21 protein-coding genes are annotated in these 15882 nt (G+C 72.3%); 10 read left to right on the top strand and 11 right to left on the bottom strand.

Features of this window, described 5'->3' with window-relative positions; translation table 11 throughout:
* Positions 1-71 precede the first annotated feature (71 nt).
* Positions 72-479, top strand: a complete 408-nt coding sequence (locus C6C15_RS13750) for a DapH/DapD/GlmU-related protein (protein ID WP_025102471.1) — start codon at positions 72-74, stop codon at positions 477-479.
* Between the two features lie 6 nt (positions 480-485).
* On the opposite strand, the gene C6C15_RS13755 is transcribed toward C6C15_RS13750, so the two are convergent.
* Together C6C15_RS13755 and C6C15_RS13760 are read right to left on the bottom strand one after the other, a co-directional pair.
* Positions 486-1145 carry a LuxR C-terminal-related transcriptional regulator gene (locus C6C15_RS13755; RefSeq protein ID WP_025102472.1) on the bottom strand — a complete coding sequence of 220 codons (660 nt, stop codon included), beginning with the start codon at positions 1143-1145 and terminating at the stop codon, positions 486-488.
* Positions 1138-2364 carry an ATP-binding protein gene (locus C6C15_RS13760; RefSeq protein WP_060922615.1) on the bottom strand — a complete coding sequence of 409 codons (1227 nt, stop codon included), beginning with the start codon at positions 2362-2364 and terminating at the stop codon, positions 1138-1140. The genes C6C15_RS13755 and C6C15_RS13760 overlap by 8 nt, the downstream gene beginning before the upstream one ends.
* A gap of 114 nt (positions 2365-2478) precedes the next feature.
* Here C6C15_RS13760 and C6C15_RS13765 point away from each other — a divergent pair, with 114 nt between their 5' ends.
* From C6C15_RS13765 to C6C15_RS13780, 4 genes are read left to right on the top strand one after another with little or no spacing between them, the layout of a single operon-like run.
* The gene (locus C6C15_RS13765) at positions 2479-4041 is read left to right on the top strand and encodes a PspC domain-containing protein (RefSeq protein WP_105950350.1); all 1563 of its coding nucleotides are present in this window, start codon (positions 2479-2481) and stop codon (positions 4039-4041) included.
* On the top strand, positions 4038-4313 hold the full coding sequence (locus tag C6C15_RS13770; protein WP_105950351.1) for a hypothetical protein: 276 nt from the start codon (positions 4038-4040) through the stop codon (positions 4311-4313). Before C6C15_RS13765 ends, C6C15_RS13770 begins: the two co-directional genes overlap by 4 nt.
* A gap of 10 nt (positions 4314-4323) precedes the next feature.
* Positions 4324-5073 (top strand): LysR substrate-binding domain-containing protein, encoded by a 750-nt coding sequence (locus tag C6C15_RS13775; RefSeq protein ID WP_025102476.1) that lies wholly within the window; start codon positions 4324-4326, stop codon positions 5071-5073.
* A gap of 40 nt (positions 5074-5113) precedes the next feature.
* The gene (locus C6C15_RS13780; protein ID WP_105950352.1) at positions 5114-5830 is read left to right on the top strand and encodes a glutamine amidotransferase-related protein; all 717 of its coding nucleotides are present in this window, start codon (positions 5114-5116) and stop codon (positions 5828-5830) included.
* Positions 5831-5832: 2 nt separating this feature from the next.
* Here the strand turns inward: C6C15_RS13780 and C6C15_RS13785 are convergent, their stop codons facing one another.
* Positions 5833-6303 (bottom strand): glutaminase, encoded by a 471-nt coding sequence (locus C6C15_RS13785; RefSeq protein WP_105950353.1) that lies wholly within the window; start codon positions 6301-6303, stop codon positions 5833-5835.
* Complete coding sequence (locus C6C15_RS13790) at positions 6300-7514, bottom strand: cation:proton antiporter (RefSeq protein WP_060922825.1); 1215 nt, start codon at positions 7512-7514, stop codon at positions 6300-6302. The genes C6C15_RS13785 and C6C15_RS13790 overlap by 4 nt, the downstream gene beginning before the upstream one ends.
* A gap of 83 nt (positions 7515-7597) precedes the next feature.
* Between C6C15_RS13790 and purU the strand changes: the two genes are divergently transcribed.
* Positions 7598-8449 (top strand): formyltetrahydrofolate deformylase, encoded by an 852-nt coding sequence (gene purU / locus C6C15_RS13795; RefSeq protein ID WP_105950354.1) that lies wholly within the window; start codon positions 7598-7600, stop codon positions 8447-8449.
* Positions 8450-8460: 11 nt separating this feature from the next.
* Here purU and C6C15_RS13800 read toward each other — a convergent pair whose 3' ends face one another.
* From C6C15_RS13800 to C6C15_RS13810, 3 genes are read right to left on the bottom strand one after another with little or no spacing between them, the layout of a single operon-like run.
* Entirely contained in the window at positions 8461-8850 is a 390-nt protein-coding gene (locus C6C15_RS13800; protein ID WP_105950355.1) for a type II toxin-antitoxin system VapC family toxin, read from the bottom strand.
* Entirely contained in the window at positions 8847-9104 is a 258-nt protein-coding gene (locus C6C15_RS13805; RefSeq protein ID WP_025102482.1) for a type II toxin-antitoxin system Phd/YefM family antitoxin, read from the bottom strand. Before C6C15_RS13805 ends, C6C15_RS13800 begins: the two co-directional genes overlap by 4 nt.
* Positions 9105-9135: 31 nt before the next feature.
* Complete coding sequence (locus C6C15_RS13810; RefSeq protein ID WP_105950356.1) at positions 9136-10173, bottom strand: NAD(P)H-dependent flavin oxidoreductase; 1038 nt, start codon at positions 10171-10173, stop codon at positions 9136-9138.
* A gap of 93 nt (positions 10174-10266) precedes the next feature.
* Between C6C15_RS13810 and C6C15_RS13815 the strand changes: the two genes are divergently transcribed.
* Together C6C15_RS13815 and C6C15_RS13820 are read left to right on the top strand one after the other, a co-directional pair.
* The gene (locus C6C15_RS13815; protein ID WP_105950357.1) at positions 10267-10539 is read left to right on the top strand and encodes a DUF6412 domain-containing protein; all 273 of its coding nucleotides are present in this window, start codon (positions 10267-10269) and stop codon (positions 10537-10539) included.
* A gap of 64 nt (positions 10540-10603) precedes the next feature.
* On the top strand, positions 10604-11368 hold the full coding sequence (locus C6C15_RS13820; RefSeq protein ID WP_105950358.1) for a YidC/Oxa1 family membrane protein insertase: 765 nt from the start codon (positions 10604-10606) through the stop codon (positions 11366-11368).
* Between the two features lie 22 nt (positions 11369-11390).
* Here C6C15_RS13820 and C6C15_RS13825 read toward each other — a convergent pair whose 3' ends face one another.
* The 3 genes from C6C15_RS13825 to C6C15_RS13835 form a co-directional block, all read right to left on the bottom strand.
* Positions 11391-12308 carry an EamA family transporter gene (locus C6C15_RS13825; RefSeq protein ID WP_105950359.1) on the bottom strand — a complete coding sequence of 306 codons (918 nt, stop codon included), beginning with the start codon at positions 12306-12308 and terminating at the stop codon, positions 11391-11393.
* Positions 12309-12367: 59 nt separating this feature from the next.
* Entirely contained in the window at positions 12368-13267 is a 900-nt protein-coding gene (locus C6C15_RS13830; RefSeq protein WP_060922820.1) for an SDR family oxidoreductase, read from the bottom strand.
* Positions 13268-13379: 112 nt separating this feature from the next.
* On the bottom strand, positions 13380-13718 hold the full coding sequence (locus C6C15_RS13835) for a DUF7882 family protein (RefSeq protein ID WP_025102488.1): 339 nt from the start codon (positions 13716-13718) through the stop codon (positions 13380-13382).
* A 198-nt stretch (positions 13719-13916) separates the two neighbouring features.
* Between C6C15_RS13835 and C6C15_RS13840 the strand changes: the two genes are divergently transcribed.
* The gene (locus tag C6C15_RS13840; protein ID WP_025102489.1) at positions 13917-14450 is read left to right on the top strand and encodes an FHA domain-containing protein; all 534 of its coding nucleotides are present in this window, start codon (positions 13917-13919) and stop codon (positions 14448-14450) included.
* On the opposite strand, the gene C6C15_RS13845 is transcribed toward C6C15_RS13840, so the two are convergent.
* Positions 14426-15103 (bottom strand): DUF6766 family protein, encoded by a 678-nt coding sequence (locus tag C6C15_RS13845; protein WP_105950360.1) that lies wholly within the window; start codon positions 15101-15103, stop codon positions 14426-14428. The genes C6C15_RS13840 and C6C15_RS13845 overlap by 25 nt on opposite strands.
* A gap of 266 nt (positions 15104-15369) precedes the next feature.
* Here C6C15_RS13845 and C6C15_RS13850 point away from each other — a divergent pair, with 266 nt between their 5' ends.
* Positions 15370-15879: a CinA family protein gene (locus tag C6C15_RS13850; RefSeq protein ID WP_025102491.1), complete on the top strand. Its 510-nt coding sequence runs from the start codon at positions 15370-15372 to the stop codon at positions 15877-15879.
* The last annotated feature ends 3 nt before the right edge of the window (positions 15880-15882 follow it).

Consider the following 15882-nt stretch of genomic DNA (forward strand, 5'->3'; position numbering starts at 1 on the left):
TCCGCGGGAATGAATCTCCCCCTCCCGTGGTTGTTGATATATCCGGAGAACTCCGGAGCACGGGAGGAATCGTGGGCAAGAACTACGTCGACATCGAGAACGACCACGGAGCGACGCTGCGGTACCGCAAGCACGCCAACGGTCGCGGTCTCGTCGCGCATGGCGCCAAGGTGCATCCGAAGGCGCACATCGAGGCGGGAGCCTACATCGAACCGGGAGCACGCGTCGGAGCGGGGGCTATCGTCGCCCGCGGCGCGTGGGTGGACGAGGACGCCGTGATCGGCGAGGGCGCGTACATCGACGCCCACGCGCACGTCGGCCAGGGCGCGGCGGTCGGCGATCACGCGCACGTGGGGGTCCGCACCGACATCGGCGCCGGCGCCCGCATCGTGCGAGGCGCCCGCATCGGCGACGACGAGACGGTCGCGGCGGGGCTCACCGTCGCCACCGATCAGAAGGGTCTCTGGCTGGCGGCCTGACCGCTCTCAGAGCAGGCGCCGCTCCGACGCCCAGGCGGTGAGCTCGTGGCGGGAGGAGAGCTGCAGCTTGCGCAGCACCGACGACACGTGCGTCTCGACGGTCTTGATCGAGATGAACAGCGCGGCGGCGACTTCCTTGTAGGCGTAGCCGCGGGCGATCAGTCGCATCACCTCCTGCTCGCGCGAGGAGAGGCGGTCGAGCTCGTCCGTCGCGGTGGCGGTCTCGCCGGCGACGGCGCCGAACGCGTCGAGCACGAATCCCGCGAGCCGCGGCGAGAACACCGCGTCCCCCTCGGCGACGGCGCGCACGGCCTCGCTCACCTCGCGGCCCGATGACCCCTTCGTGATGTAGCCGCGCGCCCCGGCCCGGATGACCCGGACGACGTCGGCCGCCGCATCGGAGACGCTCAGCGCGAGGAACCGCGTCGTGGTCGGCCGCGTCCCTCGGATCACGGCTTCCCCACCCGTCGCGTCGTCGCCCTCACCGCCGGGGAGGTGCACATCGAGGAGCACCACGTCCGGGTCCGTCTCCACGATCACGGCGATCGCCGAGGGCACGTCCGCCGCCTCGCCCACGACCTGCACGCTCGCATCGAGATCGGCCCGCAGGCCCGAGCGGAAGATGGAGTGGTCGTCGACGATCACGACGCGAAGCGGGTCAGCCACGGGGCTCCTGTCGGATCGGTCCCCGCTCCGGGGACGAGATGGTGGGCAGGCGCAGATGCACCTCGGTACCGGCGTCGTCGCTGCGCACCGACCCCGTGCCGCCCGCGCGACGCAACCGCCCGATGATCGACTCCCGCACGCCGAGCCGATCGCCGGGCACCTCGTCGAGCCGGAATCCGGGACCGCGGTCGCGCACGAACACGTCGACCCCGTCGACACGACCCTCGATGTAGACGGAGATCTCGCCGCCCGCGTGCCGGGCGGCGTTCAGCATCGCCTCCCGGGCCGCAGCTGCCAGTTCCCCGCTCGCCCGCTCCGCCGACAGCCCCGCGGAGACCACCTCGATCCGGACCGGGTGGTCGATCTCGAGCGCTCCGGCGTAGTCGCGCAGGTCGGTCGGCAGGTCGCTGTCCGCCGGAGCATCGCCGTCGTACAGCCAGGCACGCAGCTCCCGCTCCTGCGCGCGGGCCAGCCGTGCCGCCTCGCTCGATGCCCCGGCCCGGTTCTGGATGAGGGCGAGCGTCTGCAGCACCGAGTCGTGCAGGTGGGCGGCCATGACGCTGCGCTGCTCCTCCCGGATGCGGCGCACCCGCTCCCCCGCCAGTTCCCGCCAGCGCGGGATGAGGGCCGAGGCCACCACCGTCACCAGCCCGGCCAGCGGGAGCAGAACGAGCACGACACCCGAGCGCGCGATCGGCCACGAGAGGAGCAGGAGGACCACGAGGCCGAGGACGAGCACCGCGAGGATGCGGACGGTGGTGGTGTGCCGAGGGCCGCGGGCCGTGTCGGTGCGATCGATGAGCGTCGCCCACAGCCCGGAGGCGGTCGCGCACAGCGTGGTGCCGCCGACGACCACGGCCGCCGTGCCCGGAGGGATCGATCCGTTCAGCCAGTCGCTGCCCCCGCGCCACACCACGACGACGAGGGCGCCGACGGCCGCGGGGACCAGCAGGAGCCAGGCGACCGGGAGGCGACGCGTCGGCGCGGTCGTCCCGTCCGTCCACGGCATGAAGGTCCAGCACCAGGCGTACAGGAGCACGCCCGCACCGCCGCAGAGCGTCAGAGCGACGAACAGCGCCCGCACCAGCCCGACGCGCACACCGAGGTGGCGTGCGAGTCCGGCGCTCACCCCGGTCACGAGGGCGTCGCGGTCGCGGGTCAGCGCCGGACGCACGGTCGCCGGCGCGGAGCCGGGGAGCGTGGAGACGGCGGAGGGCATACCGTCATCCAATCATCCGCCTCCCCTCTCCGGGACCTCCCCGGCGCGGAATCAGGGTGCGCTCAGGGGATCCCCCCATGGCCCCGCGGCGCTGCGGACCGCGAGGATCGACTCATGACGATTCCGACCGCTCCGCCACCGCCCGCCGACCACGAGGCATCGGCACCGGAAGCCCCCCGCCGGCCGCGCGGTGCCGACCGGTTCCTGCTGTGGGTCGCCGGCCTCGGCGTGGTGCGCACCGACGGCTGGCTCGGCGGTGTCGCGGCGGGCATCGCGATCCGCCTCCGCATCGATCCGCTGATCGTGCGCGGGGTCCTCGTCGTCGCGGCCCTCTTCGGCCTTCCGGCCCTGTTCCTGTACGCCCTCGCCTGGGCGGTGCTGCCGGACGTCGACGGCCGCGTGCATCTGCGTGATCTGCTGCAGCGCCGGTACGACCCCGTGCAACTCGGCATCCTCGCCCTCGCCGTGATCGGGCTCTTCCCGACTGCACCGCTCGCCGGGCGCCTGTTCGGCCTCGGCTACGACGGCTGGTCGGCACTGTCGACCCTCACCTGGGTGGTCGGGCTCGTGCTCGCCGCCGCCTTGCTCTTCCTCATCGTGCGTGCCGCGCGCCGCACTCCGGGCGCTTCCGCGCCGGATCCGGCGGAGGCTTCCGCCGATCCGGCGGCCCCGGCTGCGTCCGCCCCCGACGCGGGTTCGGGTCCCGCCACGGGGGCGGACGCCACTCCCTCCACGGCGACGGACGCTGCGGTCTCGGTACCGCTCGCCGACACCATCGGGCACGACGTCCTCGCCATCCCCGCACCTCCGGCACCCCTGCCTCCGGGCACCCAGGACCCCGCCGCGCTGGAGACCTGGCGCGCCCAGCACGCCGCCTGGAAGGAGCAGGATCAGGCCTGGCGCCGGCAGCAGCAGGATGCCGAGCGCGCCGCACGCGACCAGCTCCGCCGGGAGCGTCAGGCCGAGGCGGCCGTGTTCGCCGCCGCAGCCGCAGAGCGCCGACGCGTCCGCCGCGCGTCGAATCCGCGCGCCGGCTTCCCCTTCGTCATGACCGCCCTCGGACTCGCGATCGTCGTCGGCGCCGGCGTGGGACTCGCCGTCGGTGAAGCCCTCGGCGGCGCGCTGGGGCTGTTGTCCGGCGCGCTGGTCCTGGCCCTGGCGATGATCACGGCAGGAGCCCTCCGTCGCCGCAGTGGCGCCCTGGCCTTCCTCACCGTGCTGACGCTGGCCGCGGGTCTCCTCACGGGCTTCCTGTCCACGATGCCCGGTCTCACCCTCGGGTACGCCTCGCTCACGAACAACCAGGAGGCGCACGTCCGACAGCCGTTCGGCGACCTGTACCTGCAGCTCCACCGGCACGACGGCGGCCCCCGCCCCATCGAGATCGAGAAGGGGTCGGGGCGGACCGAGATCTTCGTCGATGCCGGCGTGCAGCTGCAGCTCTGCGGCACTGTGGGCGACGGGGTGGAGGTGAGCTGGCTCCGCGTCGATCCGGAAGACCCGATGGTCATGGACACCGGCGTCATCGCCGCCACGCCGCGGGGTGACGAGAACGTCCTCGCCGCGAACATCTCCGCCGAGGAGGGCAGTCCCTCCACGATCCAGCCCGTGACCATCGACCAGGCGAGCGGCGTCATCGTCGTGACCCTGCAAGAGCCCGAGGAGGGCCAGGAATGAGCACCGAGACCATCACCGCACCCCGGGTGCGCTGGGCATCCATCATCTGGGGCACGACCTTCGCCGCGATCGCCGCGGGGGCGCTGTGGTTCCTCACCGATGCGGAGCGCCGCGCCGCGCTGGCCGATGGCGTGGGGACGATGACTCCCGCCACCCTGCTCACGATCGTGCTCCTCACGGCCGGGGCCCTGTTCCTCGTAGGCGGTGTCGCCGGACTGGTCCGGCGGACCCAGCGGAACTCCCCCGCCGAGGTCTCGGAGGACGCCGAGTAGCCTGGATCCCATGGCGCACCAGGGACGACGACCCGCGAAGGGCTCCGGCAAGGGCTCACCCGCCCACCGGGGCCGTGCCGCGGGCGGCGGCTCACGGCAGGGGAAGCCGGCTCCGCGCCGCTCACCCCGCGCCGAGAAGGTCGTGTTCGACGCTCCGACCGCCGCACCCGAGGAGCCGCGGACGTTCCGCCTCGGTGCCGTGCCCGGAGCGACGCCGGGCAAGTGGATCGACACGTGGAAGCGGCGACTGCCCCACGTGGCCCTCGAACTCGTCCCGATCGAGGTAGCCGGGCAGCGAGAGGCGCTCGACGATCTCGACGCCGCCCTCGTGCGCCTCCCGCTGGACGATGACGCCCTGCACGTCATCCCGCTGTACGACGAGGTCCCGGTCGTCGTGGCCTCGACCGATTCGCACCTGCTCGCGGCGGACGAGCTGACGACCGCCGACCTCGACGGCGAGGTGCTGCACTCCCTGTCCGACGACGTGCTCGGGCCGGTGCAGGTGCCGGGCACCATCCCCGCACGCGTCGGACCCCTGCCGACCGCCGACGCGATCGCCACGGCGGCGACGGGTGTCGGCATCGTCCTCGTGCCGATGTCACTGGCCCGCCTGCACCACCGGAAGGACGCCGACTACCGCGTCCTCGCCGACGGCCCGGTCTCGACCGTGGCCCTCGCCTGGCCGCGCGACCGGACCACGCCCGACGTCGAGACGTTCGTCGGCATCGTCCGAGGACGCACCGCGAACTCGTCCCGCTGAGCCGTCAGGACCGGACCCTCCCCCTCGTTAGAATCGCCTGATGGCCTCGCTTCTCTACGTCTGCGTGCGACCCGAGATCGGGGCGGCGGATGCCGAGCACGCCTCGTTCCGGCGGGCGCTCGGAGTCGACGTGGTCGATCGTCTCGATCTGCTGCACGAGCCGCTGACCGAAGCCCACCTCGACCGCTACCGCGGCGTCGTCGTCGGCGGTTCGCCGTTCAATGTCACCGACGTCGAGAAGACCCCGGTGCAGCGGCGGGTGGAGGCCGATCTGGAGACGCTCGCCCACGCCGCACGGGAACAGCGGATCGCCGCCTTCTTCACGTGCTTCAGCATCGGGGTGCTCACCCGGCTCCTCGGCGGCGAGGTCGTGACGACCATGCCGGAGGCGGCGAGCGCGACGGTCATCGAGACGACACCGGAGGGCGCCGTCGATCCCGTGTTCGGCCCGTCCGGTCCGGCACTCACCGTCTTCACCGCGCACAAGGAGAGCGCCGCGACGACCCCGCCCGGGGCCGTCCTGCTCGCCACCAACGCGACCTGCCCCGTGCAGGCCTACCGGGTGGGCACCCACCTGTACGCCGCGCAGTTCCATCCCGAGCCGACGCCGCGCGACTTCGCCGATCGGATGACGTTCTACCGCACGACGGGGTACTTCGATCCGGCGCAGTTCGACGCGGTGCAGCAGGAGGTCCTCGCAGCCTCGGTCACCGAGGGCGCCGCCCTGCTCCGCCGCTTCGCCGAGCTGTTCGGCTGAGATCAGGACGGCGCGTCGCCGCGGAGCAGCGGGACGCGCTCGCGCAGGTAGGCGTCAAGCGGCATGAAACCGCCCGCCTGACTCCAGCGCACCGACGGCACGCCGTCGATGAGCGCGAGCGGACCGGAGGAGCCTCCGGCGTCCACCGCGTCGACGTCGATCACGCTCCAGCCGACGTGCACGACATCCCCTTCGCGGAAGCCGCCGCGGAGGGCGAGGGCCCGGCGCTCGGCCCGTGCGCGTGCCGACTCGGCGGTGTATCCCCGACGCCCCGGGTCCGCCGCGCGGAGCACCTCCGCCGTCGCCAAGGTATGCGTGTCGGTGAGCAGGATGACGCCGAGGTGCCAGGCCTCGCCGACACGGACGATCCGCCGCCCGCGCCAGCGCGAGTCCTTCTCCTCTCCGAGCCCCTCGCGGGGTGCACCGGCGAGCTCCTGCACGGCCTGGGTCAGCAGGGCGGAGGCGGTGGTCACAGCTCCCCCAGCGTTGTCTGGTCGGCGAGGCGCGGGCCGGCGACCTGAGCGCGATCGCCACGTAGCGTCATCCCGATCAGCGGGTACAGGAGCACCGACAGCATGCCCGCCCCGACGAGCGCGGCCGCGGTCCCGGAGTCGAGCATGTCCTGGTCCACGCCGATCGCGGTGACCGCGACGATGATCGGCAGCCCGGTGGCCGCGAGCAGGCCGAGCGCGGCGCGGTCACGTCCGCTCGCGCCCGCCGGGGCGGAGAGCTGGGCGGCCGACCCGCGGATCACCAGGAGCGCCAGCAGGAACACCGGCACCATGGACATCGCCGAAGGAGACGTCAGCAGCGCCTGCAGGTCGAAGGTCACCCCCGTGTAGAGGAAGAACACCGGCACGAGGAAGCCGAAAGCCAGGCCCTCGATCTTGCTCTCGACCTCTTCGGCATCCTTCTCCGGGGCCCTGGCCATGATGATGCGCCAGATCGCACCGGCGACGAACGCTCCCAGGAGCATGTCGAGGTCGAGCATGACGCTGAGGCCGACGAGGGCCGCGATGAGGAGGATCACGAAGCGCACCCCGAACTGGTCGGAGGTGTGGAGGGTCGCGCGCACGATGCCGTGCAGGCGCCCGTGCGGCACCCGGTGCGCGACGAGGACGGCGAGTCCCGCCAGCACGACGAAGGTCAGCAGCACCGCGGTGGCCAGGGGCGTCGTCCGAGTGCTGAGGAAGATCGAGATCGCGATCAGCGGCAGGAACTCCCCCACGGCGCCGATGGTGCTGATGGCGCGGCCGAACGGGGTGTCCAGCTCCTTCGCGTCGCGCAGGATCGGCATCAGCGTTCCGAGGGCGGTCGAGCTCAGCGCGATCCCGATGACGACCATGCCCTCGCCAGGGGCGAAGAAGAACCCGAGCCCGATGCCGAGCACGACGCTGAGCAGCCAGCCCAGCGACGCCCGGGCGAGGGGCTTGCCGGCCACCTGGCGGAAGTCGATCTCGGAGCCGGCGACGAAGAACAGCACAGCGAGCCCGAAGTCGCTGAGCTTCTCCAGCAGCGGACCGGGCTCGACCCAGCCGAGCACAGCCGGCCCGACGAGGATGCCGAGGACGAGCTCGAACACCACGATCGGCACCCGGACGAGCGGACGCACCCCGCGGGCGAGCAACGGCGCGGCCACCGCCAGCAGGGGGATCAGCACCAGTCCGATGTCGCTCGCATCCACGGTCTCAGGGTAGCGACGCCGCGGGCGATTCGCTCCCCACCCGCGCGGCACGGCAGAATCGATGCACACCCCGAGGAGCAGCCATGACCCAGCCCGATACCGCCCGCCTGCTGATCGCCTGCGACGACCAGCCCGGCATCGTCGCCGCGGTCGCCGGCGTGCTCGCCCAGCACGGGGCGAACATCATCTCGCTCGACCAGCACTCGACCGACTCCGAGGGTGGCCGGTTCTTCCAGCGGACCGTCATCCACCTCGACGGGCTCGCCGCCGCGCGCCCCGCGCTGGAGGCCGACATCGCGGCGGTCGCCGAGCGCTTCGGCATGGAATGGTCGCTGCACGACGTCGCGCGTCGCAAGCGCGTGGCGATCTTCGTGTCGAAGTACGACCACTGCCTGATGGAGCTGCTGTGGCGCACGCAGCGGGGTCAGCTCGACATCGACATCACCATGGTCGTCTCGAACCACCCCGACCTCGCCGAGGCCGTCCGCTCCTTCGGCGTGCCGTTCGTGCACATCCCCTCGACGGACAAGCAGGCGATGGAGGAGCGTCAGCTCAACCTTCTCCGCGGCAACGTCGATCTCGTCGTGCTCGCCCGGTACATGCAGATCCTCAGCGACGACTTCATCACGCGCCTCGAAGTTCCCGTCATCAACATCCACCACTCGTTCCTGCCCGCGTTCATCGGCGCGAATCCCTACGCCAGGGCGAAGGAGCGCGGCGTGAAGCTGATCGGGGCCACGGCGCACTACGCGACGGCCGACCTCGACGAGGGACCGATCATCGAGCAGGACGTCACGCGGGTCACACACTCCGAGTCCGCGGCCGAGCTGCAGAGCCGGGGCGCCGACGTCGAGCGTCTGGTGCTGGCCCGTGCCGTGCAGTGGCACGCCGAGGACCGGGTGATCGTGCACGGCCGCTCGACCGTCATCCTCTAGCGCCCGGCCGCTCAGCGGTCGAGGATGTCCACGGCGAGCCCATGCGACGCGGCGGCGAGGCGCTTGTCGTTCGTCCACAGCTCCGTGCACCCCGACAGCTGGGCGGCGGCGAGGTGCAGCGCGTCCGGGGTCTTCAGGCCGAAGTCGGCCCGGAGCTCGGCCGACCGGACGAACGCGGCCGTATCGAGCGCCACGATCTCCATCCGCTCGAAGAGAGCCAGGTACCGGTCACGGAGCTCCGGATTGCGCTCGCGGGCGGGGAGCACGAGGCATTCGTGCAGCGCCAGCGGACTCGACGCCACCTCGTCATCGACGTCGCGGAGTGCCCGACGCACGGCATCGCCCCTCGGACCGGGGTCCTCGATGGCGTAGATGAGGATGCACGAGTCGAGATAGATCATTCCCAGGCGTCCCGGTTCTCGGCGACCTGTGCGTCCAGCTCCTCGGCGGTCCGAGCGAGCCGGGGCGGAAGCGGATGCTGTTCGATCCACTCGACGAGGAGGCGGCCGCTCCGCACCACGTCGACCGGACCGATGGGGACCAGACGGGCGACCGGAGTGCCCCGCTTCGTGATGACCACGTCCTCACCCGCCTGAGACTCGGCGATCAGGCGCGAGAGGTTGTTTCGCGCTTCCAAGACGTTCTGCGTGGACATGACGCCATTCTAGCCAGGAACCTGGCGTTCCTCACCGGCCGGGGACTCCGGCGGCGAGCTCCGCGAAGACGTCGGCAGCGGTGGTCCCGCGCGCGAGCGGGGCGGCCTGCCCCATCCACAGCGACTGCAGCTCGCCCAGGTTCTGCTCCCCTGCCGCCGCGCGGAAGCGCCCGGTGAGCCAGTTCTGCATCGGGAACGGGGCGATCGTGCCGCTGGCCTCGATCGCCCGCACCGCGCGGTTGCGGGCTCCGCGGGCGAGGCGTCCGCTCATCGCCCTGGTCAGCACGGTCTGGTCGGCGGCGGTGGTCCGGATGGCGTCGCGGTGCGCTGCCGTCGCGGCGGACTCGGCGGTCGCGAGGAACGCCGTCCCCACCTGCACGCCGGAGGCACCGAGGGCGAAGGCCGCAGCGACCCCGCGGCGGTCCGCGATCCCGCCCGCGGCGATGACCGGCACGTCGACGGCGTCCACGACCTGCGGCACGAGCGCGACGGTGCCCACGAGCGACTCGGCCGCGGGGCGGAGGAACGACACCCGGTGCCCGGCCGCCTCGGCTCCCGAGGCGACGACCGCATCGACTCCGGCCTCGGCGAGCGCGACGGCTTCCGCGACGGTGGTGGCGGTGCCGACGATGCGGATGCCGCGGTCGCGGGCCTCGGCGACGAGAGCGGCGGACGGCACTCCGAACACCACGCTCAGCACGGCCGGGGCGACCTCCCAGATCGCGTCGAGCTGTTCGTCGAGCTCGGGGACGTAGCGCTCGGGCCGGGCCGGCACCGGAACCCCGACGGCCTCGTAGAACGGCTCCAGCGCCTGGGCGAAGACCGCGTGCTGCGGGTTCGGCGCGACCTCGTCCCCCACGGGCAGCCAGATGTTCAAGGCGAACGGACGGTCGGTGGCGCGGTGCAGTTCGGCTCCGACAGCGCGGATCCGGTCGCCGTCGTAGCCGTACAGCCCGTACGATCCCAGCCCGCCGGCCGCGCTCACCGCCGCCGTCAGCGCCACCGACGAGCTCCCCCCGAACGGTCCCAGCACGATCGGATGCTCGACTCCCAGAAGTTCTGTCGCCATACCCCGACCGTACGCCCTTCGAATCGCCTGAATGGCTCCATCGGCGGCCCGGATACAGCAATTCGGGCGATTCGAACGGGGTAAGCTCGCGGCATGAGCGAGTGGTTCGGGCAGATGCTCGGCTTCGTCGCGGCCGCGATCGGCCTCGTGACGATGCCGGATGCCGCCGCGCTCGGCCTCGCGATCGCGCTGCTCGCCGTCACGGTCCTCACGCTCTCGCTCGCGCTGAGCGTGCGCCACCAGACCTCCGCCGATGCCCCGCACCCGCTGCGGGCGATCGATGTCGGAACGCTCCTCCCGCAGAGCGATCCGGATGCCGCGGGACACCCTCGTCCGCGAGCGCCGGGAGTCGCGACCGCCGCGTAGCCCGTCCGACCGGGACCGCGCGGCCTTCGCCGACCCCTCCCGACCTCATCGAACGGACCTTCCCGTGGACATCTTCGCCTTCCCTCCCCTCGCCGCGCTCCTGGACGCCGCCTACGGTGCCCTGAACGGCCTCTCGACCCTTCTCGAACCCCTCGCCGGACCCTCCGCCGCCGCCCTCGCCGTGGTCCTCGTGACCCTCCTCGTGCGCGCCCTCCTCATCCCCGTCGGCATCTCCCAGGCCCGAGCCGAGCAGACCAGGGCCCGCCTCGCCCCGAAGCTGCGCGCGCTGCAGCAGCGCCACCGGAAGAACCCGGAGCGCCTGCAGCAGGAGATGATGGCGCTCTACCGCGCCGAGAACACCTCGCCCTTCGCCGGGATGCTGCCCGTGCTGGCACAGGCACCGGTCGTCGGCCTGCTCTACACACTGTTCCTGCGACCGGAGATCGCCGGGCACCCGAACGAGCTGCTCACCCACGACCTCTTCGGCGCCCCGCTCGGCACGAGCCTGGTGTCGGCGCTGTTCGGCGGCACCGCGACCGCGGCGACGTTCGCGGTCTTCGGCGTGCTGCTGGCCGTGATGATCGCCGTCGCCGAGGTCACCCGGCGGGTGTTCCGACCGGTCCCCGTCGAGGGCGACGACTCCCCGCTCAGCTCCCCCGGCGTGCTCCGGATGATGTCGGCGCTGCACTACCTCACCGCGGTCTTCGCGGCCTTCGTGCCCCTGGCCGCCGCGCTCTACCTCACGGTCACGGTGGTGTGGACCCTCGTGCAGCGGGTGGTCCTGCGCCGCCGGTACCCGCTGCCGGAGCCGGTGGCCGTCCGGGCGTGAGAGCCGCCCGATCGGAGGGATGTCAGTCGGGAAGCGGGATCGGCGCGGTGAACGGTCCCGCGGGGCCGTCGCCCCTCCGGTCGCGGCGCACGCCCAGCGTCGTCCCGACGCTCGCGGCGATCACGAGCGCCACCGCGAGCAGCCGCAGCGGCGTGGCGTCCTGTCCGAGGATGAGCCACCCGGCGAGGGTCGCGAACGCGGGCTCCAGGCTCAGCAGCACGCCGAACACCCGCTGCGGGAGCCGGCGGAGCGCCGCGAGCTCGAAGCTGTACGGGATGACCGACGACAGCACCGCGGTGACCGCCGCGAGGAGGAGGAGCTGCGGGTCCAGCGCCACCGTCGCCGCCGCCGGCACGCCCACGGGGATGAGGAGCACGGCCGCGACGACGAGCCCCATCGCGAGCCCGCTGCTGCCGGGGATGAGGGCGCCGACGCGCGCGCTCATCCGGATGTACATGACCCAGAAGCCGGCCGCGACGAGGATGAAGACCACGCCGAGCGGATCGAGGGGTTCGGCGCCGGCGAGGCCGTCGACCCCGAGCAGCGCCATGCCCAGCAGGGCCACGCCCACCCAGACCGCGTCGGCGAGACGACGGGTCAGCACGGCGGCGAGCACGAGCGGCCCGAGGAACTCGATGGCCACGGCCGGCCCCAGGGGGATGCGGTCGATGGCCGCATAGAAGAACCCGTTCATCGCGGCCAGCGACACCCCGAACAGCACGGCGGCGAGCCACTGCGACCGGGTCCAGGCGCGGGGCCGGGGGCGCACGATGACGACCAGCAGCAGCGCGGCGATCGCGACGCGGAGCGACGTCACGCCCCACGGCCCGAGGACGGGGAAGAGCTGTGCGGCCACGGCGGCGCCGAACGGCAGCGAGAGGCAGGATCCGATGACGAGCGCGACGCCCACGAGGGGTCCGGATGCCGCGGGTCTCTGCACCAGACAAGCTTAGGCGGCGGGGCCCTGCCTCCCCGCCGCCTGCGCCGTCCTCGCGCGGATCAGAGCGGCTTGCCACCCGTCACCGCGAGCACCGCGCCGGATACGTACGACGACTCCGCCGAGGCGAGGTACACGTACGCACCGGCGAGTTCTGCGGGCTGCCCCGCGCGTCCGAGCGGGGTGTCCTGACCGAACGTCTCCAGGCGCTCCGGCCCCCATCCGGTCGCGGGGATCAGCGGCGTCCAGATCGGCCCCGGCGCGACGGCGTTGACGCGCACGCCGCGCGGACCGGCCTCCTCCGCGAGCGCCTTGACGAACGCGACCTGGGCCGCCTTCGTCATGGCGTAGTCGATGAGTCCCGGCGACGGCTGCGCCGATTGCACCGACGAGGTCACGATGATGCTGGATCCCGGCTCGAGGTCGGGGAACGCAGCCCGGGCCGAGAAGACGAGGCCGGCGAGGTTCGTGTCGAACACGCGGCGCATCTTCTCGGTATCGAGGTTCTCGAAGCCTTCGATGTCGTGCTGATAGGCCGCGTTGAGCACGAGCACGTCGAGGCCGCCGAGCTCGCGACGCGCACGGTGCACGGCGTCGGTCGCGAAGGCCTCTTCGCGGACGTCGCCCGGGATGCTGACGCCGGTGCGACCGGCTTCGCGGACGAGCGCGAGCGTCTCCTCCGCGTCCGCCTGCTCCTCGGGCATGTGCACGATGGCCACGTCGGCACCCTCGCGGGCGAAGGCGATCGCGACCGCCCGTCCGATGCCGGAATCACCGCCGGTGATGAGAGCGCGCCGTCCCTCGAGCCGGCCGTGGCCGACGTAGGACTGCTCGCCGTGGTCCGGCTCCGGGGTCGTCTTCTCGGTCAGGCCCGGCTGGTCCTGGCTCTGCGCCGGGAATCCGTCCTCGTGGTGGGCGTGTCGGGGGTCGGTGAGGCCGCCGTCGCGGGTGGTGTCGGTCATATCCGCTCCTCCTGTCATGGGGCTGTCGATCGGGTCGTGATCGAGCCTCGCGGCTTCGGAGGGCGGACGGCAGGGGGTTGACAGCCCGGGGCGGTCTCCGCGAAAGCGGGTGTCAGCCGGCGGAGGGGACCTCGCCGTGCGGGGGCTCGGCACCCTCTGCGGGCTCGGGGACGAGGTAGAGCCCGCTCGGGGAGTTCGCGGTGAAGGCGAGCGCTTCGACCCACGCCCGGTTGACGGCGGGCTGGCGGCTGCCGAAGTACTTGAAGACGAGCGAGCTGCCCGGCTGGATCCAGACGGTGGTCCGGCCACCGCCGACGCTGGCGTCCTCGCGCCAGCTGAACGGGAACGGCTCGCCGCGACGCAGCTTGGCCGTGATGACGAGCTGCAGGTGCGTGAGCGCCCGATCCTCGATCTCGGTCTTCACGCTGCCTTCGTAGATGAACTTGCCCATCGGGTGATGCTCCTCGGTCGGGTGGTCCTCAGCCCGGCGGACACTGCCGGGATCGGCCTATGGGTAGAGGGTAAGCCCTCGGACGGGGCGCACGGCAAATCAGCCTCGGAGGGCGATGCGCGCGTGGAAGTCAAGGCCCTGCGCGCGATCCGCGCGACGATTAACCTCGAATCATCGACACCCGAGGAGGGCACCGCCATGACTGACCGCCACATCGACGACCGTCCCGAGGAGGGCTACACGCCCGGCACCACCCACGCCGAGCGCGGCGCGGGCAACCCGCGACTGCGCGTACGGCGCGACGACGAGCGCACCGAGTTCGCGCTCGACATGGAGGAGGTCCGCATCGGATCGGCCGCCGGGAACGAGCTGCGCCTCGCCGACACCGAGCCGGTGCACGCGACGGTCGTGCATGACGACCGCGACGAGTACGTCGTGACCCTGCACGCCGACGGCGAGATGAACTCCAACCCCGACGCCGACGCGACCCACCCCGGCGAGCGCACCGAGACGCTGCGCACCGGATCGCGCTTCACGGTGGGCCCGTGGGAGCTGGTCTTCGCCCGCGACGAGTTCGCCGACCACGGCCGTCCCTTCGGCGGACGCCAGGGCGGCGAGTACTCCGACCAGCCGCTGCAGGAGGCGCGTGCGGGCTACGACGCCGACGACGAGCGGCTGTCGCAGGCCGACGTCAACGACGAGCGGTCTCAGTCGGATTCCAAGGCCGACTGATGGTGCGGGGTGCCGACGGGCTTCGACTCCGCTGACCCTCGCTGACGGAGGTAGATCGCGAACGCGACCATCGTCCCCACCGCGAGGAACTCGGACTGCCAGTTCTGCAACGTGCGGTCCCAGAAGTCCGAGCTGGTGACGTAGTCGCCCCAGGTGATCGCGGCGAGGCCATGCATCGCGTTCTCCTCGTTCATCACCACTGTCCCGGCGAGCGACTGCGCGAGCCAGGACAGCACGAACACCGCCCCCATCACGAGCAGCAGCGAGTTGCCGAACACCGCCGATCGCCACCCGCCCGCCCGGGCCCACCGCGGAGAGTCCGGGTGGGCGTGCGCGCCGACGAGCTGATCCGCGTCGCTGCCCGGTCCCTCGTCGCCGGGCTTCTTCGACTCCGGCGAGCCCTTCTGCACGAACCAGATCGTCGCGGCGATGAAGAGGAAGAACTGCAGGAACTCCGACTGCCAGTTCTCGGCGACGTCGACCGCGAAGTCGGACGACCAGAGGAAGTCTCCGAAGCCGATCGTCGGCTGCCCATGATCGAGGAGCTCGTCGTTGTTGCGGAGGTAGCCGGCGACGGCCTGGCCTGCCAGAGCCAGCACGAAGAGGGCGAGGAAGAAGAGGCTGAGGGCGTGGTCCTTGATGCGCGAGCCCATCGTCATCGCCCTCCCAGCGGCAGGCCGATCATCACGGCGAGACCGACGCCGATGATCCCCGCCCAGATCCAGAAGACCGCCCGCATACCCGCGGTGTCCCGCGCATCCTCCGTCATGTCCGCCTCCTTCGTCGGTGTGACTCGCCTCGACGATGGCGCCAAGGAGGACGGCCCTCCAGGGGCTTGACGCGGACGCCGTTGTCAATCCCCTGCGACAGGGCGCCGCGGGGTTTGTAGCGTAGGGGACCCGACGAGAGGAGCGCCCCGATGACCGCACCGAACGAGACCCCTGACCTCGAACACCTGGGCGAGCTCGCCCGCAGTCGAGGTCTGCGCGTGAGCGTGGCGGAGTCGCTCACCTCCGGACGCCTCGCGAACACGATCGGTGCCGGCGAGGGCGCTTCGGGCTGGTTCGCCGGCGGCATCGTCGCGTACTTCACGGAGGTCAAGGAGAGGGTGCTGGGGCTCACCCCGGGCACCGACCCGACCTCCGCAGCCTGCGCGGAGCAGCTCGCCCGGGGCGCACGGGAGCTCTTCGACGCCGACATCTGCGTCTCGACGACCGGCGTGGGCGGGCCCGGTCCGGAGGGTGGTCATCCCGCGGGCACGGTCTACCTCGGCTGGGCGACCGCCGACGACGCCGGGCACCGGAGGCTGGCCCTGACCGGTGACCCGGACGAGATCCTGGCGGCGAGCGTCGACGCCGCGGTGCGACTGCTCGCCTTCCACGCCGAGGGGCTGCACCCCGCAGGGCCACGGCGCACCGGGTCCGACTGAGGC

The organism is Microbacterium sp. str. 'China', from assembly GCF_002993305.1.
GTDB lineage: Bacteria > Actinomycetota > Actinomycetes > Actinomycetales > Microbacteriaceae > Microbacterium > Microbacterium paraoxydans.